The sequence below is a fragment of the Pectobacterium sp. CFBP8739 genome, assembly GCF_013449375.1.
Classification (GTDB): domain Bacteria; phylum Pseudomonadota; class Gammaproteobacteria; order Enterobacterales; family Enterobacteriaceae; genus Pectobacterium.
In genome coordinates this window covers 346,079-370,539 of sequence record NZ_JACDRR010000005.1, presented here as the reverse complement: position 1 = coordinate 370,539, position 24,461 = coordinate 346,079, and the positions used below count along the sequence as shown (strand labels likewise).

Sequence of the window (24,461 nt, the reverse complement as noted above, 5' to 3'; positions counted from 1 at the left end):
TTATCCCCCAAAAAGTCGTTTAAGGAAACCCTTCTTCTCTTCTTCAACAAAACGGAAAGGACGTTCTTCGCCAAGCAGACGTTCAACGGTGTCCGCGTAGGCTTTGCCAGCATCGGCTTCGGTATCCAGAATGACCGGTTCGCCCTGGTTAGAGGCGCGGAGTACAGATTGGTCTTCTGGGATCACGCCAACCAGCGGAATCCGCAGAATTTCAAGCACGTCTTCCATGCTCAGCATGTCGCCACGGCTCACACGGCCTGGGTTGTAGCGCGTCAGCAGCAGATGCTCTTTGATCGGGTCTTCAGAACGTTCAGCGCGGCGTGACTTCGAGGACAGAATGCCCAGAATGCGGTCTGAGTCGCGCACGGAAGAGACTTCCGGGTTGGTGGTGATAATCGCTTCATCGGCAAAATAGAGCGCCATCAACGCACCGGTTTCAATTCCGGCAGGCGAATCACATACGATAAAATCGAACTCCATATCGCCCAAATCGTTGAGCACTTTCTCTACGCCTTCATGCGTTAATGCATCTTTATCACGCGTTTGCGATGCTGGCAGAATATAGAGATTGTCCGTTCTCTTATCTTTGATCAGCGCCTGATTCAACGTGGCATCACCCTGAATAACGTTCACGAAGTCATACACTACGCGACGTTCACATCCCATGATCAGGTCGAGGTTACGCAGGCCGATGTCAAAATCGATGACAACGGTCTTTTTTCCTTTCTGGGCTAAACCGGTAGCAATGGCCGCGCTTGATGTGGTCTTGCCAACGCCCCCTTTACCCGATGTAACAACAATGATGCGTGCCATAAATGTTTCCTTGGGAGATTCTAGTCTAGAGGTTTTATCGTTAAAACATTGTCCAGCTGGTTCAGGTTGATCCGCGCTGGCTGCCCAAAATACGGTTCAGGAATCTGGTCGCTCAGCCAGTAACGGCCAGCGATAGAGACCAGTTCTGCGGCCAGATGCGTACAGAATATCTGGCTCTGAACATCGCCAGAAACGCCTGCGAGGGCTCGGCCGCGCATCATGCCGTAAATATGAATATTGCCATCGGCAATCACCTCAGCACCCGCGCTGACGCTGCTTATGACAATCAAGTCACAGTTCCGAGCATAAATCTGTTGGCCGGAGCGAACGGGGGTGTTGATGATTTTCGTTTTCACCGCAGTAGGAACAGCGGCGACGGGTTCGACGACTCGGCGTTGTGCTTTCCCTTCGCTCAAAAGGGGAAGCCCCGCCTGCGCAATGGTTTTCTTTAATGCATCGTCGGTGCATCCACTGACGCCAACGACATGCAGGCCGGTTGACGAAATGGCCTGCTGTAATTTTATCCAGTCAGTTTCCGCAGTTAATGCGGCCACGTTAATGACAACGGGGGCATTTTTCAGGAAAGCAGGCGCTTGCTCTATTTTTTCCTGTAGTGCCTGGTAAATTACCTCGGGTTGGGAATCATGCAAATGAACAACCGATAAGGTAAAGCTGCTGCCTTTTAACTCTATTGGCGTTTGTGACATCTATCCTGACTCAGTTTCAGCATCTTTTAATCCCTAGAGTAACATTTAAGGCATGATATTCCAGAGCGCTGTAAGCATGTTATAGTCACAATTATATACAGGCAAGATGGCATTCCCATCAAATAGAGTAAAAAAAATGTTTTGTGTGATCTATCGAAGTGCCAAACGCGATCAAACCTATCTTTATGTTGAAAAAAAAGACGATTTCTCACGCGTGCCGGAAGCATTAATGAAAAGTTTTGGCAAACCGCAGTTAGCCATGGTCTTACCGTTGGATGGTCATAAAAAATTGGCGAATGCCGATATAGAAAAAGTGAAACTTGCGCTACAAGAACAGGGGTTTTATCTGCAAGTTCCACCGCCGGTCGAAAGCTTATTAAACACGCCGGTGTAAGTGTAAAAAAATAATACCAGCGCGTACTTTCAGATAACACCGCAAGCATAATTTGGCGTGGAATATCTCGACCATTTACATGATATTCCGCGCGATAAATATTCATCTTCCACGTTTTACTCCGTCATCATTTAATTGTTTCCTTTTGGGATGAATTATGACGTCTTCTCCAGACTACGTGCTCGCCCGCCTTGCTCTCCTGAAATCTGTTGGGGTAAGCCCCGTTGCGATGATATAACGATGGTTTTGCACCACGAAGACAGCGATCATCCAACAGATAGGGCAGGAGAATACCCATGTATCAACACAGAGACTGGCAGGGCGCGCTGCTTGATTTCCCAGTAAATAAAGTCGTTTGCGTCGGAAGCAACTATTCAGAACACATCAAAGAAATGGGCAGTGCGACTCCGGCTGAGCCCGTGTTATTCATTAAACCTGAAACCGCACTGTGTGATTTACGCCAGCCCGTAGCTATTCCTAAAAATTTGGGCTCGGTTCACCACGAAGTTGAACTGGCGGTGTTGATCGGTACGCCATTAAAGCAGGCGAATGAAGAGCGCGTCGCCCGAGCGATTGCGGGTTATGGTGTGGCGCTGGATCTGACGCTGCGTGACTTGCAGTCCGAATTCAAAAAAGCGGGTCAGCCGTGGGAAAAAGCCAAGGCGTTTGACGGTTCTTGCCCGATCTCCGGTTTTATTCCGGTTGCTGAGTTTGGCGATCCACAGCAAACCGAGTTGGGTGTAAAAGTGAATGATGAAGTGCGCCAGCAGGGCAACACGCGTGATATGATTACGCCGATTCTGCCACTGATTGCTTACATGAGCCGTTTCTTTACGCTGCGCGCGGGCGACATTATTTTGACGGGTACCCCAAAAGGGGTCGGTCCGATCCTGTCTGGCGATATGCTGACGATTACGGTGAATGACCGGACGTTGAGCACACGTATTATCTAATGCCCCGGCTGCCCGTGTTGAACGACGGGCAGCAAAACTTCCCCGCCGCGCCTGTTAGAATTACGTATTTTTTATCTACAACATTCACAATGCAACATAAGTTAACTGGAAAAAACATGACTGAACGCCCTTTTTGGCAGCAAAAAACGTTGTCTGAGATGTCTGACGATGAATGGGAATCGCTGTGCGATGGCTGCGGTCAGTGCTGTTTGCATAAACTGATTGATGAGGATACGGAGGAAATCTATTTTACCAACGTCGCCTGTAATCAATTGAATATTAAAAGCTGCCAATGTCGTAACTATGAGAAACGCTTTGAGTACGAACCGGACTGCATCAAGCTAACGCGCGAAAACCTGCTGACGTTTAACTGGCTGCCGACGACCTGTGCATATCGCCTGATTCATGAACGTGAAGATTTACCGCAGTGGCATCCTCTGGTCTGCGGTACCAAGACAGCCATGCACCGAGAGCGTATCTCCGTGCGCCATATTGCTGTACGTGAGAGTGAGGTAGTGGACTGGCAAGATCACATCTTAAATAAACCTGAGTGGGCGCGGTAATAGTTGTTTGGTGTGGGCGGAGGCCTGATGGGTACTGTTTGAATCGGAATGCTTATCTACTTTTGTGTGTCATTTCACATTTCTCTTCTTCTTTGTGAAAATTATGCTGCCGTTTTCTGTATAAATTGTGACGTGTTGTATAATTTTAAAGCAACATAGTGTAAGGGGAGAAAGCAAGTGATTAATCTTGAGAAAATCATTCTTGAATATAGTAAGCAGTACACTGACTTCGCTGCGTCTACAATAGCTTTCATGGAAAGTCAGGAAAAAAAGATCGACGCAGATGAAATCTCGCGAAGAATTTCCCACGAAAAAAGGCCTTTCTTTAACGAACGGCTAGGTCATTATCGCAATCTTTATAAGCCACAACTGTGAACGCTATTGCAAGCCTGTGAATTATCAAAACGGTTACCAAGAGCCCGACAACAATGTCGGGCTTTTCGTTATGATTAACGGCTGAAGAGGTCGCGGCGTTTGGGGCGGAAAGGCTGAGCGATCAATACCAACACGGCAATCACCAGATAAGCGACAAAGATGCCAAGTAGCCACTGCGGCATTTCCAAAGAGAGAAATTCCCACTGACGCACTGAACAATCCCCTGTCGCATTGAAAATGGCCGGTAGCCATTTGTCTAAAGGCAACCATGACGGGAAGCTGACAAAGAAATCACAGGTGGTAAACGGCGACGGATTCAACAAGATATCCGTGTGTTTCCAAGCCAGTCGAACCCCTTCGAAGGAACTGTATATCCATAACGCAATGGCCGGATAACGCAACGCTGTTGATGGCGCGATGGCACCAACAATACCCGCGGCGAACACGCCCCATAGCGCACAGCGCTGATAGATACACAGTACGCACGGTTTTAATAGCATAACGTGCTGAAAATAGAGCGCGGTCAATTCCAACGCTAAAGCAGTCAACGCCAGCAGCAGCCACGCACCACGCCCGCGTGAGCAACGATTAAGAAATCGCAACATAAAAATATTCCATGCTAAACATGATTAAAGCAGCAGTGTAAACCGTTCTGGCTTCACTGCCATCATTTCACTGTGCAAAACGTAACGATATGTTTATTTAGTGCTTTTCTGTGATTTTACGGCGGCGAACATCGTATTGATTACGTCATCAAGACTGAAATGGTCGCTGCCGTGATTACTATACACGATTGAGATTACGAGTGACTGCTTGGTAAGGTCAAGTCTGGTAAAGAAATCCAATGGTTATTCATCAAAAAATCGGTAAACGGCACGAGAGTAAATTCCACGCAAAGTAACCCGACCAGCGTCATCACAATGGTATAAGGCAGCGCCATGATGACCATGCGCCCGTAAGATAAACGAATAAGCGGAGCCAGCGCAGATGTCAGCAGAAACAGAAACGCTGCTTGTCCATTTGGCGTGGCGACGGAAGGCAGGTTGGTGCCGGTATTGATCGCTACGGCAAGCAGTTCAAACTGTAGGGGAGAAATACTTCCGTTCGTTAACGCGTTACGTGCTTCGGTAATATAAACCGAACCAACGAAGACATTATCCGATATTGATGACAGTAGGCCGTTGAACAGATAGAACAGCGTGAGCTGGGCACTGTCTGAGGCTTGCAGCACATAATGAATGATAGGCGAAAACAGGTGCTGATCGATAATCACCGCAACGATGGCAAAGAACACCGTCAGCAGTGCGGTAAACGGTAGTGCGTCCTGAAACGCTTTACCAATGGTGTGTTCTTCAGTCACGCCGCAGAACGTCGTGGCCATAATAATCACGGAAAGGCCAATCAACCCGACCTCCGCCAGATGAAACGCCAGCGCGACAATCAGCCAGACGCCAATCAGCGCTTGAATAAGTAAACGTACTTTATCCTGGGGGGTACGCTTTTCCGTCAGATTACGATCGTACTCTTCAAGCACGCGGCGCACGTTGTCTGGCAGGCTTACGCCGTAGCCGAAGAGTTTAAAACGTTCGACCAGCACACAGGTAAGGACGCCGCAAATAAATACCGGAATGGTGACAGGTGACATACGCAGGAAGAAGCTGACGAAATCCCAGCTTGCACTTTTTGCGATAATCAGGTTCTGAGGCTCGCCAACCATCGTCATTACGCCGCCCAGCGCCGTACCGACACCAGCATGCATGAGCAGGCTGCGCAGGAATGCTCGGAATTGCTCCAGCGTACGATGATGTTCCTCGCTGCCCAATGCGCTGTCGTCGCTGATATCGGCCTCGTCTGCGCCCTGTTGGGACGCGAAACGGTGGTAAATGCCATAAAACCCGATGGCGACGCTGATCACAACGGCAATCACAGTCAATGCATCAAGGAAGGCGGAAAGGAAGGCGGCGGCAACACAAAACGCAAGTGACAGCAGAGTCTTGGAATGGATGCGCAACAGCAGTTTGGTAAAAACAAAGAGCAGCAGTTGCTTCATGAAATAGATGCCTGCCACCATAAACACCAGTAGCATCAGGACTTCAATATTCCCTGTGACTTCATGCCACACCTGCTGTGGGCTGGTCATTCCGATCAATATCGCCTGAAGCGCCAGCAGGCCGCCGGGCTGTAGCGGGTAACATTTCAGCGCCATGCCGAGCGTAAAAATAAATTCCACGACCAATAACCAACCGGCCCAAAACGGGCTGACAAAATAAAACAGCAGTGGATTAATCAGCAAGAAGCAAAAAATAGTCAGTTTGTACCAGTCTGGGGATTGTCCCAGAAAATTTTTCAATAGCGCACGGCGCATGGATATACCATTCATAATGGGAAAGAAATCCTTGCTTGTTAGAATAATGTGAGGTTTTACATCATACCGTAAAAACTTTACAAACAGTCAGAAGTCTACCGTTATACGCCGTGATGGAACGGTTTGCAGTCACAATTTTTCATTGAAATTGTTTGGCGCCTGAGTGCGGCGCTATATCATGATTCTTTCGTCTGGTATTATGATTCAGCTTTTTCGGCAATCACCGCTACGGATTATCAAACACATGGTTATAAAGACATGGTTATAAAGGCGCAAAGTCCGGCTGGATTCGCGGAAGAATACATTATCGAAAGTATATGGAATAACCGCTTTCCTCCAGGCTCTATTTTGCCCGCGGAAAGAGAGCTTTCCGAACTGATCGGCGTGACCCGTACTACTCTGCGTGAAGTGCTTCAGCGCCTGGCTCGCGATGGCTGGCTGACAATACAGCACGGGAAGCCAACAAAGATTAACAATTTTTGGGAAACGTCTGGGCTCAATATTCTGGAAACACTGGCTCGACTCGATCACGATAGCGTCCCGCAACTGATCGATAACCTGCTGGCCGTGCGAACCAATATCGCCGCCATCTTTATTCGGACGGCGTTACGGCATAATCCGGAGAAGGTGCGTGATGTGTTGACTCAGGCCAATGCGGTAGATGATAGCGCAGAAGCTTTTGCGCAACTAGACTACAACGTGTTTCGTGGTCTGGCTTTTGCTTCCGGCAATCCAATCTATGGCCTGATCCTAAACGGCTTGAAGGGGTTATATATTCGCGTCGGGCGCTACTATTTTTCCAATCCGGAAGCACGCAAGCTGGCGGTGAATTTTTACGGTCGGTTGGAAGCGTTGCGCAGCGAAGAGTTATACGATCAGGTCATGGATGTCGTCAGACATTACGGTAAAGAAAGCGGAGCGATTTGGCACAGTATGCAGAGCACCATCCCGCGGGATATTGCAGAAATACGCCGCTAAGGCGCTTACCAGTTTCGCTGGGTTGTTAAAAGGTGAATTGTTAAAAGGTGAATGGGTGAAAAGGGGATTCAGGTAACAACCAGAATCCCCTTTGTCTTATGGCTGTGTAGCCACGTTCCGCTATGTTGATGCCGTTCCGTTACGCGGCGGGCAGCGTTCAAGCAGCTCAACGCTGCCATCAGTGTTAGCCTGTTCCAGATAGACGTCGAAGCCCCACAGGCGATGGACGTGCTTCAATACTTCCTGACTGCTTTTATCCAACGGGGCGCGGTTATGCGGGACATAGCGTAGCGTCAGCGCTCGATTACCGCGTAGATCCACGTTCCAGACCTGGATGTTCGGTTCCAAATGGCTCAGGTTGTACTGGGCTGAGAGTTCCTGCCGGATCAAACGATAGCCTTCTTCGTCGTGAATCGCGGCAATTTCCAGATAATTATTGCGATCGTCGTCCAGAACCGTAAACAGCCGGAAATCACGCATCAATTTAGGCGACAAGAACTGGCTGATGAAGCTCTCGTCTTTGAAGTTTTGCATCGCAAAATGCAGCGTATCGAGCCAATCTTTGCCCGCGATATCGGGGAACCAGTAGCGGTCTTCATCGGTCGGTGACTGACAAATACGCTTGATGTCCTGAAACATCGCGAAGCCCAGCGCATAGGGGTTGATGCCGCTGTAATACGGGCTGTTATACGGAGGCTGATAGATCACGTTGGTATGGCTGTGCAGGAACTCCATCATGAAGCGTTCGGTGACCCGGCCTTCATCATAGAGATGGTTCAGAATGGTGTAGTGCCAGAACGTCGCCCAGCCTTCATTCATCACCTGAGTCTGCTTCTGCGGATAGAAGTATTGGCTGACTTTCCGCACGATACGCAGAACCTCACGCTGCCAAGGCTCCAACAGTGGCGCGTTTTTCTCCATAAAATAGAGCAGATTTTCCTGCGGCTCTTGTGGAAAGCGTCGGGCTTGCTCCGGTGCGGCACCTTGTTCACGCCGTGGTAATGTCTTCCAGAGATCGTTAACCTGGCTTTGCAGGTAGGCTTCGCGGCTTTTCTGGCGTGACTTTTCCTCTTCGAGCGAAATCTTCTGCGGACGTTTATAGCGGTCAACGCCGTAATTCATGAGCGCATGGCAGGAATCTAAGAGGCGTTCGACTTCATCCACGCCATAACGTTCTTCGCATTGCGCGATATATTGCCGAGCAAACAGCAGGTAGTCGACAATCGAGCTGGCGTCGGTCCAACTGCGGAATAGGTAATTACCTTTGAAGAATGAGTTGTGCCCGTAGCAGGCATGTGCCATGACCAGCGCCTGCATCGGCAGCGTGTTCTCTTCCATCAAATACGCGATACAGGGATCGGAATTGATGACAATTTCGTATGCCAGCCCTTGCTGCCCGTGTTTGTAGCGTTGTTCGGTTTCGATAAATTTCTTCCCGAACGACCAGTGGGCATAGTTGATCGGCATGCCTATACTGGAATAAGCGTCCATCATTTGTTCTGAGGTGATGACTTCGATCTGATGAGGATAGGTTGCCAGACGATACAGCTTGGCTACCCGATCAATTTCATCAAGGTAAACCTGCAACAATTCAAACGTCCAGTCCGGTCCATCACTCAGGCGAAGTGTTTTTTTTACCTGATTATCCGTTGATATAGCCATCAGCGCGCCCCCTACGTGACCAACCTGCGCGCAATCGCACAGGTATAATTAATCGTAGCTCAATCTGATAAAAGTGATGAGAAAACGGTGGCTTGGCGTAACAATTTGGCGAATATCAGCAATAGTGAAATGCTATCACTGTGGCGGATGACAATTTTTAACTAGGTGGTAGAGTGGTTCTGTATTTTATCTTTTAGCCAGTGTTTTACCCCAGTTAATTCGTGTTTTGCTAGCGAATTAGTCCTTAAATAATTCGAGTTGTAGTAAACACAACGCACAGATAACTTAAATAAAATGGGCAGAGGAAAATGGTCGATAACGGAAAGAAAGGGAGAGCGGTAGCATGCGGGTTGTGATTCTGGGAAGTGGCGTAGTTGGCGTGAGTACCGCCTGGTATCTTGCGCAGACAGGGCATGATGTTACCGTTATCGACAGGCAACCGGAGCCCGCGTTGGAAACCAGCGCCGGGAATGCCGGGCAGATTTCCCCCGGCTATGCCGCGCCCTGGGCGGCGCCGGGAATACCGCTGAAAGCGATAAAATGGATGTTTCAGCGCCATGCGCCGCTAGCTATCCGGCCCGATTTCACGGCCGCGCAGTTGTGCTGGATGTGGCAAATGTTACTTAACTGTGATTCACGCCATTATAAAGTCAATAAAGCGCGGATGGTGCGTCTGGCGGAGTACAGCCGTGATTGTTTGCAACAACTGCGGCGAGATACTGGTATTGAGTACGAAGGTCGGCAGGGCGGGACGCTGCAACTGTTCCGTACCGAACAGCAATATGACAATGCGACACGGGATATCGCCGTGCTGAAAGAGGCTGGCGTCCCGTATCAGCTACTGTCTCGTCATGAGCTGGCCTCTGTTGAACCTGCGCTGGCAAATGTGGCGGAGAAACTAACCGGCGGGCTGCGCTTACCGCATGATGAGACAGGGGACTGTCAGCTGTTCACCCGTCAACTGGCGGCGATGGCTGCCGATGCGGGCGTCACCTTTAAGCTGGGGTGCCACGTTCGCCAACTGCGGGTGGAAGGGCAACACGTAACGGGCGTACAGTGCGACGATGAAATGATCGTGGCGGACGCCTATGTGATGGCCTGCGGTTCCTATTCCACGGGGCTACTGCGCCAGTGGTTCGATATTCCGGTTTATCCGCTGAAAGGCTATTCACTGACGATCCCGCTGGCGGATGATGCCTCTGCGCCGGTTTCTACCGTGCTGGATGAAACCTACAAAGTGGCAATCACGCGTTTTGAACGCCGCATCCGCGTTGGAGGAATGGCAGAGGTCGTGGGCTTCAACACCGATCTGAATCCTAAACGGCGTGAGACGCTGGAGATGGTAGTACGCGATCTGTATCCCCATTGTGGCCCGATTGAACAAGCGACATTCTGGACGGGGTTGCGGCCGATGACGCCAGACGGCACGCCGCTGGTAGGGCGTTCACCGCTGAAAAATCTGTATCTGAATACTGGGCATGGCACGTTAGGCTGGACGATGGCCTGTGGCTCAGGGAAGTTGCTGGCGGATATTCTGTCGGACAAATCACCAGAGATTGAAGCCGATGATTTGTCCGTGGAAAGGTATGCTCGTTAGGTTTGAACTACTTTAGTTTTGAACTACGTACGGGGCAGTGACGTAATGCTGCCCTTGTGGTGCCGCGTGAGCAGGCGGGCGCGTACCGCTAACAGAGCGGCACAGAGCATCACCAGCGCCAGTGATATTTTTGACGGCAGAGGGAGCGCCATCGCGATCAACCCCAGTGCTGCTCCCCCCGCCATTTGTACAAAACCTACCATCGCCGACGCAATCCCCGCCTCATTGGAATAAGGTTCCAGCGCATAGCTGGTGGACGGCCCGATCAAAAATGCCAGACCGGCACAGGCCAGCGCGACGGGCAGCATGTAGGTCGGCCAGGTATCTTGTAGCGTATCAGGCAAGAGCACAACACCACCAAGCAGCGAAAGGAAACCCGCGCCCATCAGCAGGCTACCGATAGCCAGACAGCGTGGTCGGCCGACTTTGCGGATAATGCGATTCGCAAAAAAGCTGACCAGCATGATCCAAAAGCCGTTTGCCCCGAAGGCAATGGAAAACTCAAGCGGTGTGAGTTGCACCTGATTCATCAACACCACGGGGGAAAAGGTGACATAGGTTAACGCCATCCCCATCGCGCCCGCGTTGACGGATGCAAATCCCAGAAAATGGCGATCGGATAACAGGCGTACATATTGGCGCAGCGGCAAGCCGTGTACGGGCAATGTTGAATCTGGGCGCGTTTCGGGCAGGAAGCGAATGACGAGTGCCAGTACCAGGACACTGTAGCCCGCGAGGAACCAGAAAGGCGCACGCCAGCCAAAGGCTTCAGCCAGCAGCCCGCCGAAGAGCGGCGCCAGCGCTGGCACAATATTCAGCGTGCCGTTGAGAAAGCCATAGGTTCTGGCGGCGTCATCGCCGTTTAACTTGTCACGGACGCTGCTGAAAATGGCGACGGCGGTACAGCAGACGGCCAGCCCCTGAAAAAGACGTGAGAGGACGAATAGCGTGGCGTTGGTCGCCAGCGCGGCCATGATGGCACCGATGATATAGATAACTACGCCGACCAGCGCCATAGGGCGGCGACCGTACTTATCGACCAGCGGCCCAGCTAGCAGTTGGCCTAATCCCATGACCAAAATAAACAGGGCGACGGTGGATTGAATCAGCGATTCCGGGCTGTTCAATGCCACGGCGATGGCGGGAATAAGCGGTAAATAGATGTCAATGCCCAGCGGGCCGAGTAGAACCAGAGCCAGTAAAATCAGAACAAATCGTTGCATAACAAAAACAGACGTCTACGTTTTATGGGGTCGACAGGGTAATGCGCGCACTGGCGGAAAGAAAGCGTTATCTTTGTGACAATGTCACGATGAGGTCGTGATTTCCACTCTGGAAGGGAAAATCAGCCAGCTAACGATTAATCATTAACAGGTAACTGGCTGGGTATGGCTAATGGCCTACGGTTTGTTTACGGAAGAGTTCGCGGAAGACAGGGTAGATATCATCCTGATCGCGAATATGCTGCATAGCGAAATTATCGAATGTATCGCGTAGTGTTTCGTATTCGCGCCAGAGCGTCTGGTGTGAACGTCGGGTGATCTCGATATAGCTGTAATAACGCACCATTGGCAGAAGCTGATTCGCCAGAATTTGGTGGCACAGCGGTGAATCATCAGCCCAGTTATCGCCATCCGATGCCTGTGCCGCATAGATATTCCACTGTGACGGATCGTAACGCTCGCGTACGACTTCCTCCATCAGTTTTAACGCACTGGAGACAATGGTGCCGCCGGTTTCCTGAGAGTAGAAGAACTCCTGTTCATCAACCTCTTTTGCCTGCGTGTGATGGCGAATATAGACAACGTCCACGTTTTTGTAATTTCTGCTGAGGAACAGATACAGCAGAATATAAAAGCGCTTCGCCATGTCTTTTGTCGCCTGATCCATGGAGCCGGACACGTCCATCAAACAAAACATCACGGCCTGGCTCGATGGTTCGGCCCGGCGCTCGTAGTTCTTGTAGCGCAGGTCAAACGTATCGATAAACGGCACGCGTGCAATTTTCTGGCGCAGTTCAGTAATTTCCTGCCGCAGCCGTTCCTCTTCCAGCAATTGTGCGGGCTCGGTATGCGCCAGCTGTTCCAGCGACTCTTCCAGCTCATGCAGCGTGCGCCGTTTACCCGCTGTCATCGCCATACGGCGTGCCAGCGAGTTTTGCAGTGAGCGCACCACGCTGATATTGGCGGGAACGCCATTCGCGGTGTAGCCGGCGCGGTGCGTTTTGTACTCGGTCATCTGCCGATGCTGGGTTTTCTTCAGGTTAGGCAGCGCCAGATCTTCAAACAGCAGATCCAGATATTCGTCTTTGGAGATCTGAAAGACAAACTCATCCTCGCCTTCGCCATCTTTACTGGCATCCCCCTGACCGGAACCACCACCGCCACCTCCTTGTGGCCGCTCGATTTTGTCGTTCTGTACGAAGTGATCGTTGCCCGGGTGGACGCGGTGGCGGCGTCCTCCACGGCCCTGATGGAACATCGGTTCGTTGATGTCTGCATTGGGGATCGAGACGGACTCCCCGCTTTCGATGTCGGTCACCGAACGCTTATTAATGGCCTCGGAAATCGACTGTTTTATTTGCGACTTATAGCGGCGCAAAAAGCGTTGGCGGTTCACCGTGCTTTTGTTTTTGCCGTTTAGCCGTCGATCAATAAAATAGGCCATGTTTCCCCCAAACGCTGTTGCCAGCATCGTGCGTCATTATGATGATTTCCTCACCCGCAGATACCATTCGCACAGCAAACGCACCTGCTTCCGGGTGTAGCCTTTCTCCATCATACGATCGACGAAGTCATCATGTTTTTTCTGTTCATCCGTTGAGGTTTTGGTATTAAACGAAATCACAGGCAGTAGCTCTTCCGTGTTGGAGAACATCTTCTTCTCAATGACCGTGCGCAGTTTTTCATAACTGGTCCAGTTTGGATTCCGGCCGCTATTATTGGCACGGGCGCGCAGGACAAAGTTGACGATCTCGTTACGGAAGTCTTTCGGATTGCTGATACCCGCAGGCTTCTCGATCTTTTCCAGCTCGGCGTTTAGCGATTCACGGTCAAACAGTTGGCCGGTATCTGGGTCACGGTACTCCTGATCCTGAATCCAGAAATCCGCATAGGTAACATAACGGTCAAAAATGTTCTGTCCGTATTCAGAATAGGATTCGAGATAGGCGGTCTGGATCTCTTTACCGATAAACTCCGCGTATTTCGGCGTCAAATAGCCTTTCAGGTGCTCCAGATACTTATCTGCCAGCTCCTGCGGGAACTGCTCGCGCTCGATCTGCTGCTCCAGTACGTAGAACAGGTGTACTGGGTTAGCCGCGACTTCACTGTGATCGAAGTTAAAGACACGTGACAGAATCTTGAACGCGAAGCGGGTCGACAGGCCGTTCATCCCTTCATCCACGCCTGCGTAGTCACGGTACTCCTGATAGGATTTCGCCTTCGGGTCGGTATCTTTCAGGCTTTCCCCGTCATAAACCCGCATCTTGGAGTAGATGCTGGAGTTTTCAGGGTCTTTCAGACGCGACAGAATGGAGAAACGGGCCAGCGTTTCCAGCGTGCCGGGGGCGCAAGGCGCATGCGTCAGCTCACTGTGGTTAAGCAGCTTGTCGTAAATTTTGACCTCTTCGGACACGCGCAGGCAGTACGGCACTTTCACGATATACACACGGTCAAGAAACGCCTCATTGTTCTTGTTGTTACGGAATTGCACCCATTCGGATTCATTGGAGTGCGCCAGAATAATCCCGTTGAACGGCAGGGCAGCGATACCTTCCGTCCCGTTGTAGTTGCCTTCCTGTGTCGCGGTCAGCAGCGGGTGGAGCACTTTAATCGGCGCTTTGAACATCTCGACGAATTCCATAATACCCTGGTTCGCACGGCACAATGCGCCAGAGTAACCGTAGGCATCCGGATCGTTCTGGGCATAATGCTCCAGCTTGCGGATATCGACCTTGCCGACCAGCGCGGAAATATCCTGATTGTTCTCATCGCCGGGTTCGGTTTTCGCGATCCCAACCTGCGCCAGAATCGATGGCCATACTTTGACGACTTTGAATTTGGAAATGTCTCCCCCAAATTCCTGAAGGCGTTTGGCCGCCCACGGTGACATGATGGTGCCGAGATAGCGCCGTGGAATGGCGTACTCTTTTTCGAGTATTGCGGCATCTTCCTGCGGATTGAACAGGCAGAGCGGATGATCATTCACCGGACTGCGTTCGCCGTTGGCGCTGAGGATGTAAATCGGTACACGCTGCATCAGCGCTTTCAAGCGTTCGGCCAGAGAGGATTTCCCGCCACCGACCGGCCCCAACAGATACAGGATCTGCTTCTTCTCCTCTAATCCCTGCGCGGCATGTTTCAGGTAAGAAACAATCTGTTCGATGGCTTCTTCCATACCGTAAAATTCTTCAAAAGCCGGATAGCGAGCAATGACCCGGTTCGAGAATAGGCGCGACATTCGTGATTCTTGGGCGGTATCCACCATTACAGGCTCACCGATAGCCGTTAACAATCGTTCAGCGGCGTTCGCATAAGCATTGCGATCCTGCTGACAGATGGTAAGGAATTCCTGCAGAGTGAACTCTTCGTCCTTGGCAGCGTCGTAGCGCTGGCGGTAGTGATCAAATATGTTCATAGCGATGCCCGTCCTTCGTCGATTAGCACAGATTAAGAGAGCGTGTGGAATATATGCCTATTAATGTATTGCCCTCCGAAAGAAGAAATCTCCTGAGTCCAGCAACCCTTATGCCAACTTGTTGCGTCAGGGCGTCGTGATTTTATTCATGCCTGCTGATCAGGGAGACGTCACCTTCTGTATTAAAGCGTAGTTTGCATCCGTAAAATTTCCTCTAGTCCACCGACGTATTTTTAAGATATTTCAAGGACTCACTTTCAGGAGAATCCGTGTACCATTACAGAGAACAGGCGCTCAGCCTTAAGAACACGGCCTATTACCGACGTTAGCGCACGTAAAACCTATCGAATAGTTAGGTTATTCGTTAGTCTTATTTTTATATAACCTGAACGCGAATGTGTGTAATTGGCTTATCATGTTTCATGATATTTATCTGTAATAGGAAAGAGAAAACTGTGAAAAAACCTCAACTATGTATGCTGGCTGCACTGATTTCTGGTGCTGTGCTCCTGCCTTCAGCCTATGCCGCAGATGTCTCTCTGGGCCTTGGCGCTGCGGGTTCAACGTCTGTATACCGTGGTGTTGATAATGACGTTTATCCGCTTCCTGTACTGAATTATGAAAGTGAAAATTTTTACTTCCGCGGGCTGGGTGGTGGATACTACCTGTGGAATGACGGCGAAAATCGTCTCTCTTTAACGGCCTACTACCTGCCTCTAGGGTTTAAACCTGGAGATAGTGACGATCTACGGATGAAACAGTTAGATAAACGTCGCAGTACGCTGATGGCGGGCGCAGCCTATAGCCACACCGCTGACTGGGGTGACATTCGTACAGTGTTGGCCGGTGATACGCTGGATTACAGTAACGGTTTTGCATGGGATACCGCTTATCTGTACCGTTTCTCAATGGGTGATTTGAGCATCACTCCAGGTATCGGCGCCACCTGGTTCAGTGAAAACATGAACCAGTATTATTATGGCGTTAGCGCTCAGGAGTCCGCCCGTTCCGGCTTTAGCCAGTATAGCCCTGGCGATGGCTGGGCCCCGTATCTTGAACTCAGCGCCGGTTATAAGATTAACCAAAGTTGGAGCGCCTGGGCTGTGGGCCGTTACGTGCGTTTGTCTGACGAAATGAAGGATAGTCCGATTGTCGATAGTCATCACAGTATCTTGATGAGTGCCGGCGTCAGTTACCACTTCTAATGCTTTTCGTGAGCGTTTTGAATGCTCCTCGTAAGCATAGTGCATTTTCCGTACAATAATGGGGTGATATCACCCCATTTGCACGTTTATGGTGCGCTGTTGGTCAGGTAATGTGGGCGGTAAACAATTACGTTAACGATAAGTAAAGGAGCCGCGCGTGACAAAAACGATTCGTTTTCCAGATGATACATGCGTACCCGCGATCGGACAGGGAACGTGGTTCATGGGCGAAGATGTCCGTATGAAAGCGCAGGAAGTGACGGCGCTGCAAGCTGGCATCGACCTTGGGTTAACGCTGATTGATACGGCGGAAATGTATGCGGAAGGTCGGGCTGAGGAGGTGGTCGGTGCAGCGCTACGTGGCCGCCGCGATAGTGTTTATCTGGTATCGAAAGTGTACCCGCACAATGCGGGAGGCGAAAAGGCGATACAAGCATGTGAACGCAGTCTGAAACGGCTGAAAACCGAGCGGATTGATCTGTATTTGCTGCACTGGCGTGGCGGTATCCCGTTAGTAGATACGATTGCAGCGATGGAGCGATTACAGCAGGCGGGAAAAATCGGCCAGTGGGGCGTCTCCAATCTTGATCTTGAAGACATGCAGGAGCTATGTTCGCTGAACGGCGGACAACGCTGTATGACCAATCAGGTGCTTTACCATTTGGCATCGCGCGGTATTGAGTTTGATTTATTGCCGTGGTGTCAGCAACAGCAGCTTCCCATCATGGCGTATTGTCCGCTGGCGCAGGCTGGGCGCTTACGTGACGGATTATTCTCACATCCGGTAGTCAACCGCATTGCTCGCGAGCACAGCATCACATCTGCTCAATTATTATTGGCATGGGCTATCCGTCAGCAGGGTGTTCTCGCGATTCCTAAAGCAAGCTCTGTCACGCACGTTCAGGAAAATGCCAAAGCGCTGAACGTGCAGCTATCTGCGGAAGATATCGCGCAGTTAGATCAGGCCTTCCCTCCACCGATGCGTAAACAGCATCTGGATGTGGTGTAGCGAAAGGATTTGCAGAATAAATAGGGCGTATGGCGACATCGTCATACGCCTATCACGTGATTATTTCTTGATACGGATAACTGTTGCCAGACGCGCCGGAGCGTTGGTGATGGCGACAAACGGTTGATTAATGCGCGCCGTTTCTACGCACACGAACGTTTTATATCCCTCATCGGTCATATCGCTAATTGTACGAGAAAGCTCTGCACCAGGGTTCCACGACACGACATCACTGTGGTGTGAATGGTGTACTTCGATGCTGCGTTTCAGCACTGCGTCATGTACCACACTGGTATCCTGTGGTTGGGTATAAATGCGGTCTGTACGGTCGGTAAAAACCAGATCGCCTTGCTGCGTAGACAGCTTGCCCTGATTCACCTTGTCAATGAATGACTCGCCCAGACCAGTAATGCGGATATCGCTGATGTCACCGATGTTGAAATAGGTGTGCAACGCGCTGGTAATGCTGTAATCACCTTGTGCTTCCAACTCAATGCCACATTCTTTGCCCAGCTTGAAGTGGGCAATGAGCGTGAATTCATGCTGCCAGCTCTTCCGTGTTTCTTCATTGTCCCGAAGTGTGAACGTGAGCTGCACACCGTGCTCATCTTCGCTGTGGGCGGTAAATTCCCATGGCAGCAGGCGGGCGAAACCATGGTTAGGCTCGGCGAAAGGGCCAAACCAAGGGAAGCAGATCGGTACACCGCCGCGAATCGCCACGTGATGAGTAAAAGGTGTATTGTCGCTCAGCCAGAGAACGGGTTCTTCATTTGTCGGTTGCCAGCTCAGCAGGTGCGCACCTTGCAATGCGACCGCTGCGCGAACTTCAGGATGATCAACGACGATGATAGGGAGTTGGTCCAACTGACGCTGGGTGAGGGTAGCGCTAATTTGTTTCGTGACGGGAAGTGAGAACATTGTGTTATGCATGATAGTGCCTTTTTTTGATTGTTTTTCGTTGTAAAAAGAAATCTGCAATTAACAATAAAAAAGGGCGACATCACGTCGCCCTTTTTTCACAGAATCATCGCTGACGCTTATTTAGAGATGTGAGCGATCAGATCCAGAACTTTGTTTGAGTAACCTGTTTCGTTGTCGTACCAGGAAACCAGTTTCACAAAGTTGTCGCTCAGAGCGATACCCGCTTTAGCATCAAATACGGAAGTCAGTTTTTCACCGTTGAAATCGGTAGAAACCACTTCATCTTCGGTGTAACCCAGCACGCCTTTCAGCTCGCCTTCAGAAGCAGATTTGATTGCTGCACAGATTTCTTTGTAAGTAGCTGGTTTTTCCAGACGTGCAGTCAGGTCAACAACAGAAACGTTAGGGGTAGGAACGCGGAACGCCATACCAGTCAGTTTGCCGTTCAGCTCAGGAATCACTTTACCTACTGCTTTAGCCGCACCGGTAGAAGATGGGATGATGTTCTGTGCTGCGCCGCGGCCGCCGCGCCAGTCTTTGTGAGACGGGCCATCAACGGTTTTCTGCGTTGCAGTGGTTGCGTGAACGGTGGTCATCAGTGCTTCAACGATACCAAAGTTGTCGTTGATAACTTTTGCCAGCGGAGCCAAGCAGTTGGTGGTGCAAGAGGCGTTAGAAACGATGTCCTGACCTGCGTAAGCTTTGTGGTTTACGCCCATAACGAACATTGGGGTGTCATCTTTAGATGGACCAGTCAGAACGACTTTCTTCGCACCAGCAGCGATGTGCTTACGTGCAGTTTCGTCAGTCAGGAACAGGCCAGTTGCTTCAGCAACGACATCAACGTCAACTTCGTTCCACTTCAGGTTTGCAGGATCGCGCTCGGCGGTAACACGAATGGTTTTGCCGTTAACAACCAGGTGGCCATCTTTAACTTCAACGGTGCCGTTGAAACGACCATGAGTTGAGTCGTACTTCAGCATATACGCCATGTAATCAGCGTCCAACAGGTCGTTGATTGCAACGATCTCGATGTCAGAACGTTCTTGTGCAGCGCGGAAAACAATACGGCCGATACGGCCAAAACCGTTGATACCTACTTTGATAGTCATATATTCCACCAGCTATTGGTTTGTGAATAAAAGGTTGGTTGTAAAATTACAAAAACCTTGCTGAGCGTCAAGCGGAATCGTGTCAATAGTTGCTGTAAGTCAAACCTATGACCAATCTTTGTGCAAAAACCGCTCGAGCCTGTAACTAAGTAACATCTAAGACTGATATGAGGGCGGAATGCATCATATAAAGCCTGCGTTGTCTCAATATGTGATGCTTATCACAATTAAATATTCATGCTCATAACATTCCTAATATTAGGCCAGAACGACCTGTTAGGTTGTTAATTTTTTGTTATAATCAATGATTAATTAAATTGATAACCCCCGCAGTGAGACTTCCATGACTAACGACTCTGCTTCGCATACCCCGTCCGATAATACTGAACTGACAGAGATGCAGCGCTATGTCACCCAGCAACGCGGCACAGAGCCTGCGTTTTCAGGCAAACTGCTGCATAACAAGCGCACCGGCGTTTATCACTGCTTGTGCTGTCAGGCTCCGCTGTTTTACTCAGACAGCAAATACGACTCCGGCTGTGGCTGGCCGAGCTTCGATCAACCCGTATCTTCAGAGGCGATTCGCTATCTGGAAGATGATTCACACAATATGCGCCGTATCGAAATCCGCTGTGGACAGTGTGATGCGCATCTGGGGCACGTTTTCCCTGATGGGCCGAAAACCACAGGCGAGCGCTACTGTGTAAATTCTGCCTCGCTGAGCTTCATTGATGACGTTGATGGCGAACGCGTTGACGGGTAATCTGTGTGAGATGAATAGGGCATGGCAGGTTGGCACTGCATAGCTTTAAACGATTCAGCTATCAAGAACTCCTGTAAATACAAGTGCCCCTGTCAATAACAGAACTCAGTAAGAATAACGCTGACCTTTTTCGGAGCAGAAACCGGATATGGAACTCAATGATCTGATCGACGCCATGACGCCAGAAATTTACCAGCGGTTAGTCACGGCGGTAGAGTTGGGCAAATGGCCAGACGGTGTCGCGTTGACGGCTGAACAGAAAGAAAATTGCCTGCAAATGGTGATGATGTGGCAGGCTCGTCATAACGAACAGGCTGAACACATGACGATTGGCACTAATGGCGAAATCGTGATGAAGAGCAAGCAGGAGCTAAAGCGCGAGTTTAACATCGCTGACGCGATCGTTACGCTGAAACCCGATGCCTAACGTGTAAGCAGGCAGCCTCATCGGCTGCCGTAGTACAGGGAGACAGTGGCGCTGACTAGTGTGCGAAAGGCATTGTAGCAAGGAACTGCGTCATATCCGTCAGTGTCGCCCCGCGTTGTACCATTTCCTGTAATGCAGATTCGCTGTCGTCGGGCAAAAGATTCAGTCCCCGACAACCGTCCACTAATACTTCGGTATGATAACCCAGCGCAATGGCATCCCACACACTGAACTTGACGCAATAATCTGTCGCCAGCCCAAGAATCGTCAAATGGGTGATATGATTGGCATGTAGCCAGTCATCCAACTCGGTTTTTACCCGATGCCCATTATCGAAAAAAGCGCTATAGCTATCGATCTCTGGCTGAGTCCCTTTTTGTACGATCCACTGAATGGCCGACTGATTAAGTGCGGGATGGAAATCAGCGCCGGTGGTTCCCTGCACGCAGTGAACGGGCCACCAGATCTGTGGCCATCCGTTTAACTCACCGATTTCTCCGACCTTGGTATTCGCATTAACGGCAAAGCTACCGTGATTATCGGGGTGCCAATCCTGACTGGCGATCACGGTAACGCCAGCGGCCACACAGGCCTCAATTGCACGGTTGGCAACCGCAATGACCTGGTCGCCTTCATTAACGGCCAATGCGCCGCCGGGACAAAAATCATTTTGTAAATCAACTAATAGCAATGCTTTTTTCATTACCGACTCCGTGATTGACTCAATCTTTATCGCTCAATTCCCCATGCAGGCTCTGCTGCATCAAATGGCGAATGTCATCGGCGCTTAACTCTTTCTGACTCAATAAGTAATGCAGTTTAGTCAATGCGGCTTCAACGGTCATGTCAAAGCCACTGATCACGCCCGCATGCGCCAACGCATTACCTGTCGCATAGCCACCCATGTTCACACGTCCGGAAATACACTGCGTCAGGTTGACGACCACAATGCCGCGCGCGGAGGCTTCACGTAATTCGTGCAATAAGCCGGGGCTTTGCGGCGCGTTGCCAACGCCGTAGGAACGCAGGATGAGCGCTTTCACCGGCTGGCGGAGAAAATTACTGATAACATCGGCAGAAATGCCAGGGTAAATCGTAATTACCCCGATAGGTTGTGGCGTAATGTGATGCACTTTCAGCGACGGACAGTTGTTACATTCCACGGTCGGTGCCAGCCGACGAATATGAATACCGGCTTCCAGCAGTGGCGGATAATTAGGGGACGCGAAAGCATCAAAGCCATCCGCATGGGCTTTGGTGGTGCGATTGCCGCGTAGTAGTTTGTTATTGAAGAAGAGGGCAACTTCATTAATCGGATGATTAGCCGCAACGTATAGTGCGTTTAGCAGGTTGGTCTGGCCGTCCGAGCGCAATTCCGCTAACGGAATCTGTGACCCTGTCACGATAACCGGTTTGGCCAGATTTTCCAGCATAAACGAGAGCGCAGAGGCGGTGAACGCCATCGTGTCAGTACCATGCAGAATCACGAAACCGTCGTAATCATCGTAGTGGTCTTGAATATCGTCCGCAATGGATTGCCAGTCTGCTGGCGTCATGTCGGATGAGTCGATCAGCGGGTCATATTCATGAATCGTGAACGACGGCATCTCTTCGCGGTGGAATTCAGGCATGTTTGCCAACTGCTGCTGTAAATGACCGGATACTGGGACATAGCCATTCGCAGAACGCTGCATGCCGATGGTGCCGCCCGTGTAGGCGACATAAATGGATTTCTTTCGCATGGTGGTGTGAGTCAGGGTTAAACCGAGATTATAGAGGGAAAAACAGCCCAGTAGTATCATCATAAGTAATGACTATCACTACCGGGCTAGACTTGCGATTTGTCTAAACGCTACCGGACTTCTCCGCAGGTGAGGCAAAATGCATACCGGTTCTGCGGGTCGTTCAGGTTATTCATGATAGACGGCTGTACCCGCACAGCCTCCGCCAGCTGTGCGACCGGTGCCGGCAACATAGACTGAACGGCAATGGGCAGCAGGGCGTAAATGGACGCGTTCACCTGATTCAGCATGGTGTCGAGCAGGCCAGGCTGTTCCGCATACCAGTTCAATTGATATTGCCCCAGTTTGGCCAGCTCAGCGGCTTTCTTCACGGCGTCATCAAAATCACCGATCTGATCGACCAAACCATTTTCTTTCGCGTCGCTACCGATCCAAACGTGACCTTGCGCGATTTGATCGATTTGCTCAGGCGTTTTCTTACGCGCCTGCGCCACGATCTCAATGAAGTTCTTGTAGCCACGTTCGATACTCAACTGCATCATTTGCGAGAATTCAGGCGGCAGGGATTTAGTAATCGACAGATCGGCCAGTGGGGAGGTGGCAACGCCATCCGTATGGACGCCAAGGCTTTCCAGCGAGTTTTCGAACGTAGTAATCACGCCAAAAATGCCGATAGAGCCTGTCAGCGTACTGGCGCTGGAGATGATCGCGTTTGCTGGCGTTGAGATCCAGTAGCCACCCGATGCTGCCATACCGCCCATAGATACCACGATCGGTTTGCCCGCCAGACGGAGCGCCATCAGTTCCGAGCGAATAAGCTCCGACGCAGTGACGCTACCGCCAGGGCTATTGACGCGCAGTACCAGCGCTTTGACTTTAGGATCGAGGCGTGCGGCACGAATTTGCGCTGCGGTGGTATCGCCACCGACCATTCCCGGTGTTTCCGGCCCGTCAATGATGGCACCATTAGCAAACACAACCGCGATCTGATTGTTGTTTTGCACCGGCGGTTGGACGACGTAATCGTAGATGCTGACAAAGTTAAAATTGTTTTTCTGGCTATTCCAACCGAACGCTTTAACCAGCGATTGCTCGGTCACGGAACGTGATGCCACTTCATCAACCAGTTTGTTGTCCAGTGCATAGCGTGCGGTATCGCCCTGAACGGACTGTAAGCCTGCAATGACACCCGCCGCACCAGGGAAAAGCTGCTGAGGCGTAATCTGGCGGTTAGCTGAAACCGTATTTAAATACTGCTGCCACAGCGCATTGATCCAACGACCATCGGCATCGCGCGCAGCAGGGGACATATCGTCACGTAGATACGGCTCAACGGCTGATTTATAGGTTCCCACGCGGAAGATATTGGTGGTCACTTTCAGCTTGTCCAGCATGGACTTGAAGTAGAGGTTGTTGGTCGCGAAACCGTGTAGATCAACACTGCCTTGTGGCGTCAATGACACCGTATTGGCAAAACTGGCCAAATAGTATTGAGACTGGTTGTAGCTGTCGCCGACCGCATAAATAGGCTTGCCGCTATCGCGGAATTCGCGCAGCGCTTTACCGATGTATTGCAGAGACGGCTGGTCGGCACCGGTAAAGTCGCTGAGATCCAGCACCATTCCCGTGATGTTGTCGTCACTCTTTGCCTGACGAATACTATCAACAATATCGAACAGTGAGTTTTCCTGACGACGATTGTTCGATACACCGAAGAATTCGCGCCCTAATTGACGCAGTTTGTTATTGACGGTGGGTTGATCAACAACCACACCCGTTAGATCGACCAGTAGTGCACCCTTCGTGGCCACTTCCGGTGTTGTTTTTACCTGTGAGTAGATTCCAACGCCAACCAGAATCAGGGCGATAAGAAAAATATTGAGAATAAATTCTCTGATAAAATTAAGCAGACGCCATGTCCACTTAAAAAATCCGCTAAAAATTCGCCACAATGTGCGCATGATATCTCCATGAACGGGTAAACAGCGTGTGCCCTACGTCCTTCAACTCGCCCTCTGGCAAATGATGAAACACAAGGAGTGATAGTATCCTAATGAGCGGACAGTAAAAAGTCAGCATTAAATCGCCGCAGAAGCGCACCCTGTCGGGGTTATCTTGTAACAAAACTTCTACTTGTGCTAACGTGGCGCGCAACGTTGCCGTACAGTCATTTCTGCTGTAGAAGTGGCTTGCCGTAGAACTGAATTGTACCGCAGAAATTATATTGCCAGACAGGA

22 protein-coding genes are annotated in these 24,461 nt (G+C 50.6%); 9 read left to right on the top strand and 13 right to left on the bottom strand.

From position 1 onward, the window contains the following. The gene (minD, locus tag H0247_RS02445) at positions 1-813 is read right to left on the bottom strand and encodes a septum site-determining protein MinD (RefSeq protein WP_039511326.1); all 813 of its coding nucleotides are present in this window, start codon (positions 811-813) and stop codon (positions 1-3) included. Positions 814-833: 20 nt separating this feature from the next. Then, positions 834-1,520, bottom strand: a complete 687-nt coding sequence (gene minC, locus H0247_RS02440) for a septum site-determining protein MinC (RefSeq protein WP_180741088.1) — start codon at positions 1,518-1,520, stop codon at positions 834-836. A gap of 136 nt (positions 1,521-1,656) precedes the next feature. On the opposite strand from minC, the gene H0247_RS02435 reads away from it, so the two are divergent. The 3 genes from H0247_RS02435 (at position 1,657) to H0247_RS02425 (ending at position 3,430) form a co-directional block, all read left to right on the top strand. Continuing rightward, positions 1,657-1,914, top strand: coding sequence for a YcgL domain-containing protein (locus H0247_RS02435; RefSeq protein WP_180741436.1), 258 nt, complete (start codon positions 1,657-1,659; stop codon positions 1,912-1,914). A 296-nt stretch (positions 1,915-2,210) separates the two neighbouring features. Next, positions 2,211-2,867: a fumarylacetoacetate hydrolase family protein gene (locus H0247_RS02430; RefSeq protein WP_180741087.1), complete on the top strand. Its 657-nt coding sequence runs from the start codon at positions 2,211-2,213 to the stop codon at positions 2,865-2,867. 116 nt (positions 2,868-2,983) lie between these two features. Further along, complete coding sequence (locus tag H0247_RS02425; RefSeq protein ID WP_180741086.1) at positions 2,984-3,430, top strand: YcgN family cysteine cluster protein; 447 nt, start codon at positions 2,984-2,986, stop codon at positions 3,428-3,430. Positions 3,431-3,879: 449 nt separating this feature from the next. Here H0247_RS02425 and dsbB read toward each other — a convergent pair whose 3' ends face one another. Together dsbB and nhaB are read right to left on the bottom strand one after the other, a co-directional pair. Then, positions 3,880-4,410: a disulfide bond formation protein DsbB gene (gene dsbB / locus H0247_RS02420; RefSeq protein ID WP_180741085.1), complete on the bottom strand. Its 531-nt coding sequence runs from the start codon at positions 4,408-4,410 to the stop codon at positions 3,880-3,882. Positions 4,411-4,604: 194 nt separating this feature from the next. After that, on the bottom strand, positions 4,605-6,185 hold the full coding sequence (gene nhaB / locus H0247_RS02415; RefSeq protein WP_180741084.1) for a sodium/proton antiporter NhaB: 1,581 nt from the start codon (positions 6,183-6,185) through the stop codon (positions 4,605-4,607). Between the two features lie 243 nt (positions 6,186-6,428). Between nhaB and fadR the strand changes: the two genes are divergently transcribed. Further along, positions 6,429-7,148: a fatty acid metabolism transcriptional regulator FadR gene (gene fadR, locus H0247_RS02410; RefSeq protein ID WP_180741083.1), complete on the top strand. Its 720-nt coding sequence runs from the start codon at positions 6,429-6,431 to the stop codon at positions 7,146-7,148. 120 nt (positions 7,149-7,268) lie between these two features. Here fadR and H0247_RS02405 read toward each other — a convergent pair whose 3' ends face one another. Next, on the bottom strand, positions 7,269-8,810 hold the full coding sequence (locus tag H0247_RS02405; RefSeq protein WP_180741082.1) for a SpoVR family protein: 1,542 nt from the start codon (positions 8,808-8,810) through the stop codon (positions 7,269-7,271). 343 nt (positions 8,811-9,153) lie between these two features. Between H0247_RS02405 and H0247_RS02400 the strand changes: the two genes are divergently transcribed. Continuing rightward, the gene (locus tag H0247_RS02400) at positions 9,154-10,407 is read left to right on the top strand and encodes a D-amino acid dehydrogenase (protein WP_180741081.1); all 1,254 of its coding nucleotides are present in this window, start codon (positions 9,154-9,156) and stop codon (positions 10,405-10,407) included. 23 nt (positions 10,408-10,430) lie between these two features. Here the strand turns inward: H0247_RS02400 and H0247_RS02395 are convergent, their stop codons facing one another. The 3 genes from H0247_RS02395 to yeaG form a co-directional block, all read right to left on the bottom strand. Beyond that, entirely contained in the window at positions 10,431-11,630 is a 1,200-nt protein-coding gene (locus H0247_RS02395; protein ID WP_180741080.1) for a multidrug effflux MFS transporter, read from the bottom strand. 169 nt (positions 11,631-11,799) lie between these two features. Next, positions 11,800-13,074 carry a YeaH/YhbH family protein gene (locus tag H0247_RS02390; RefSeq protein ID WP_180741079.1) on the bottom strand — a complete coding sequence of 425 codons (1,275 nt, stop codon included), beginning with the start codon at positions 13,072-13,074 and terminating at the stop codon, positions 11,800-11,802. 36 nt (positions 13,075-13,110) lie between these two features. After that, positions 13,111-15,045 (bottom strand): protein kinase YeaG, encoded by a 1,935-nt coding sequence (gene yeaG / locus H0247_RS02385; RefSeq protein WP_180741078.1) that lies wholly within the window; start codon positions 15,043-15,045, stop codon positions 13,111-13,113. A gap of 455 nt (positions 15,046-15,500) precedes the next feature. Between yeaG and H0247_RS02380 the strand changes: the two genes are divergently transcribed. Continuing rightward, the gene (locus tag H0247_RS02380) at positions 15,501-16,250 is read left to right on the top strand and encodes a MipA/OmpV family protein (protein WP_180741077.1); all 750 of its coding nucleotides are present in this window, start codon (positions 15,501-15,503) and stop codon (positions 16,248-16,250) included. 157 nt (positions 16,251-16,407) lie between these two features. After that, entirely contained in the window at positions 16,408-17,259 is an 852-nt protein-coding gene (locus H0247_RS02375; protein ID WP_180741076.1) for an aldo/keto reductase, read from the top strand. Between the two features lie 60 nt (positions 17,260-17,319). Here the strand turns inward: H0247_RS02375 and H0247_RS02370 are convergent, their stop codons facing one another. After that, on the bottom strand, positions 17,320-18,189 hold the full coding sequence (locus H0247_RS02370; protein WP_180741075.1) for a D-hexose-6-phosphate mutarotase: 870 nt from the start codon (positions 18,187-18,189) through the stop codon (positions 17,320-17,322). Between the two features lie 107 nt (positions 18,190-18,296). Continuing rightward, a complete protein-coding gene (gene gapA, locus H0247_RS02365; protein ID WP_180741074.1) occupies positions 18,297-19,292 on the bottom strand; it encodes a glyceraldehyde-3-phosphate dehydrogenase in 996 nt (331 codons plus the stop codon). A 343-nt stretch (positions 19,293-19,635) separates the two neighbouring features. On the opposite strand from gapA, the gene msrB reads away from it, so the two are divergent. Together msrB and H0247_RS02355 are read left to right on the top strand one after the other, a co-directional pair. Beyond that, complete coding sequence (gene msrB / locus H0247_RS02360) at positions 19,636-20,055, top strand: peptide-methionine (R)-S-oxide reductase MsrB (RefSeq protein ID WP_180741073.1); 420 nt, start codon at positions 19,636-19,638, stop codon at positions 20,053-20,055. Positions 20,056-20,203: 148 nt separating this feature from the next. Then, complete coding sequence (locus tag H0247_RS02355) at positions 20,204-20,482, top strand: YeaC family protein (RefSeq protein WP_180741072.1); 279 nt, start codon at positions 20,204-20,206, stop codon at positions 20,480-20,482. A 55-nt stretch (positions 20,483-20,537) separates the two neighbouring features. Here the strand turns inward: H0247_RS02355 and pncA are convergent, their stop codons facing one another. The 3 genes from pncA to sppA all read right to left on the bottom strand — a co-directional run bounded on the left by pncA (position 20,538) and on the right by sppA (position 24,185). Beyond that, positions 20,538-21,185, bottom strand: a complete 648-nt coding sequence (gene pncA, locus H0247_RS02350) for a bifunctional nicotinamidase/pyrazinamidase (RefSeq protein WP_180741071.1) — start codon at positions 21,183-21,185, stop codon at positions 20,538-20,540. 19 nt (positions 21,186-21,204) lie between these two features. Continuing rightward, positions 21,205-22,224 carry an asparaginase gene (gene ansA, locus H0247_RS02345; protein ID WP_180741435.1) on the bottom strand — a complete coding sequence of 340 codons (1,020 nt, stop codon included), beginning with the start codon at positions 22,222-22,224 and terminating at the stop codon, positions 21,205-21,207. A gap of 110 nt (positions 22,225-22,334) precedes the next feature. Further along, a complete protein-coding gene (gene sppA, locus H0247_RS02340) occupies positions 22,335-24,185 on the bottom strand; it encodes a signal peptide peptidase SppA (protein ID WP_180741070.1) in 1,851 nt (616 codons plus the stop codon). Between the last annotated feature and the right edge of the window lie 276 nt (positions 24,186-24,461).

Excerpts from the sequence above, each read along its gene's own strand:
- minD (WP_039511326.1), bottom strand. The coding sequence starts at position 813 with ATGGCACGCATCATTGTTGTTACATCGGGTAAAGGGGGCGTTGGCAAG.
- minC (WP_180741088.1), bottom strand. The coding sequence starts at position 1,520 with ATGTCACAAACGCCAATAGAGTTAAAAGGCAGCAGCTTTACCTTATCG.
- H0247_RS02435 (WP_180741436.1), top strand. The coding sequence starts at position 1,657 with ATGTTTTGTGTGATCTATCGAAGTGCCAAACGCGATCAAACCTATCTT.
- H0247_RS02430 (WP_180741087.1), top strand. The coding sequence starts at position 2,211 with ATGTATCAACACAGAGACTGGCAGGGCGCGCTGCTTGATTTCCCAGTA.
- H0247_RS02425 (WP_180741086.1), top strand. The coding sequence starts at position 2,984 with ATGACTGAACGCCCTTTTTGGCAGCAAAAAACGTTGTCTGAGATGTCT.
- dsbB (WP_180741085.1), bottom strand. The coding sequence starts at position 4,410 with ATGTTGCGATTTCTTAATCGTTGCTCACGCGGGCGTGGTGCGTGGCTG.
- nhaB (WP_180741084.1), bottom strand. The coding sequence starts at position 6,185 with ATGAATGGTATATCCATGCGCCGTGCGCTATTGAAAAATTTTCTGGGA.
- fadR (WP_180741083.1), top strand. The coding sequence starts at position 6,429 with ATGGTTATAAAGGCGCAAAGTCCGGCTGGATTCGCGGAAGAATACATT.
- H0247_RS02405 (WP_180741082.1), bottom strand. The coding sequence starts at position 8,810 with ATGGCTATATCAACGGATAATCAGGTAAAAAAAACACTTCGCCTGAGT.
- H0247_RS02400 (WP_180741081.1), top strand. The coding sequence starts at position 9,154 with ATGCGGGTTGTGATTCTGGGAAGTGGCGTAGTTGGCGTGAGTACCGCC.
- H0247_RS02395 (WP_180741080.1), bottom strand. The coding sequence starts at position 11,630 with ATGCAACGATTTGTTCTGATTTTACTGGCTCTGGTTCTACTCGGCCCG.
- H0247_RS02390 (WP_180741079.1), bottom strand. The coding sequence starts at position 13,074 with ATGGCCTATTTTATTGATCGACGGCTAAACGGCAAAAACAAAAGCACG.
- yeaG (WP_180741078.1), bottom strand. The coding sequence starts at position 15,045 with ATGAACATATTTGATCACTACCGCCAGCGCTACGACGCTGCCAAGGAC.
- H0247_RS02370 (WP_180741075.1), bottom strand. The coding sequence starts at position 18,189 with ATGCATAACACAATGTTCTCACTTCCCGTCACGAAACAAATTAGCGCT.
- gapA (WP_180741074.1), bottom strand. The coding sequence starts at position 19,292 with ATGACTATCAAAGTAGGTATCAACGGTTTTGGCCGTATCGGCCGTATT.
- msrB (WP_180741073.1), top strand. The coding sequence starts at position 19,636 with ATGACTAACGACTCTGCTTCGCATACCCCGTCCGATAATACTGAACTG.
- H0247_RS02355 (WP_180741072.1), top strand. The coding sequence starts at position 20,204 with ATGGAACTCAATGATCTGATCGACGCCATGACGCCAGAAATTTACCAG.
- pncA (WP_180741071.1), bottom strand. The coding sequence starts at position 21,185 with ATGAAAAAAGCATTGCTATTAGTTGATTTACAAAATGATTTTTGTCCC.
- ansA (WP_180741435.1), bottom strand. The coding sequence starts at position 22,224 with ATGCGAAAGAAATCCATTTATGTCGCCTACACGGGCGGCACCATCGGC.
- sppA (WP_180741070.1), bottom strand. The coding sequence starts at position 24,185 with ATGCGCACATTGTGGCGAATTTTTAGCGGATTTTTTAAGTGGACATGG.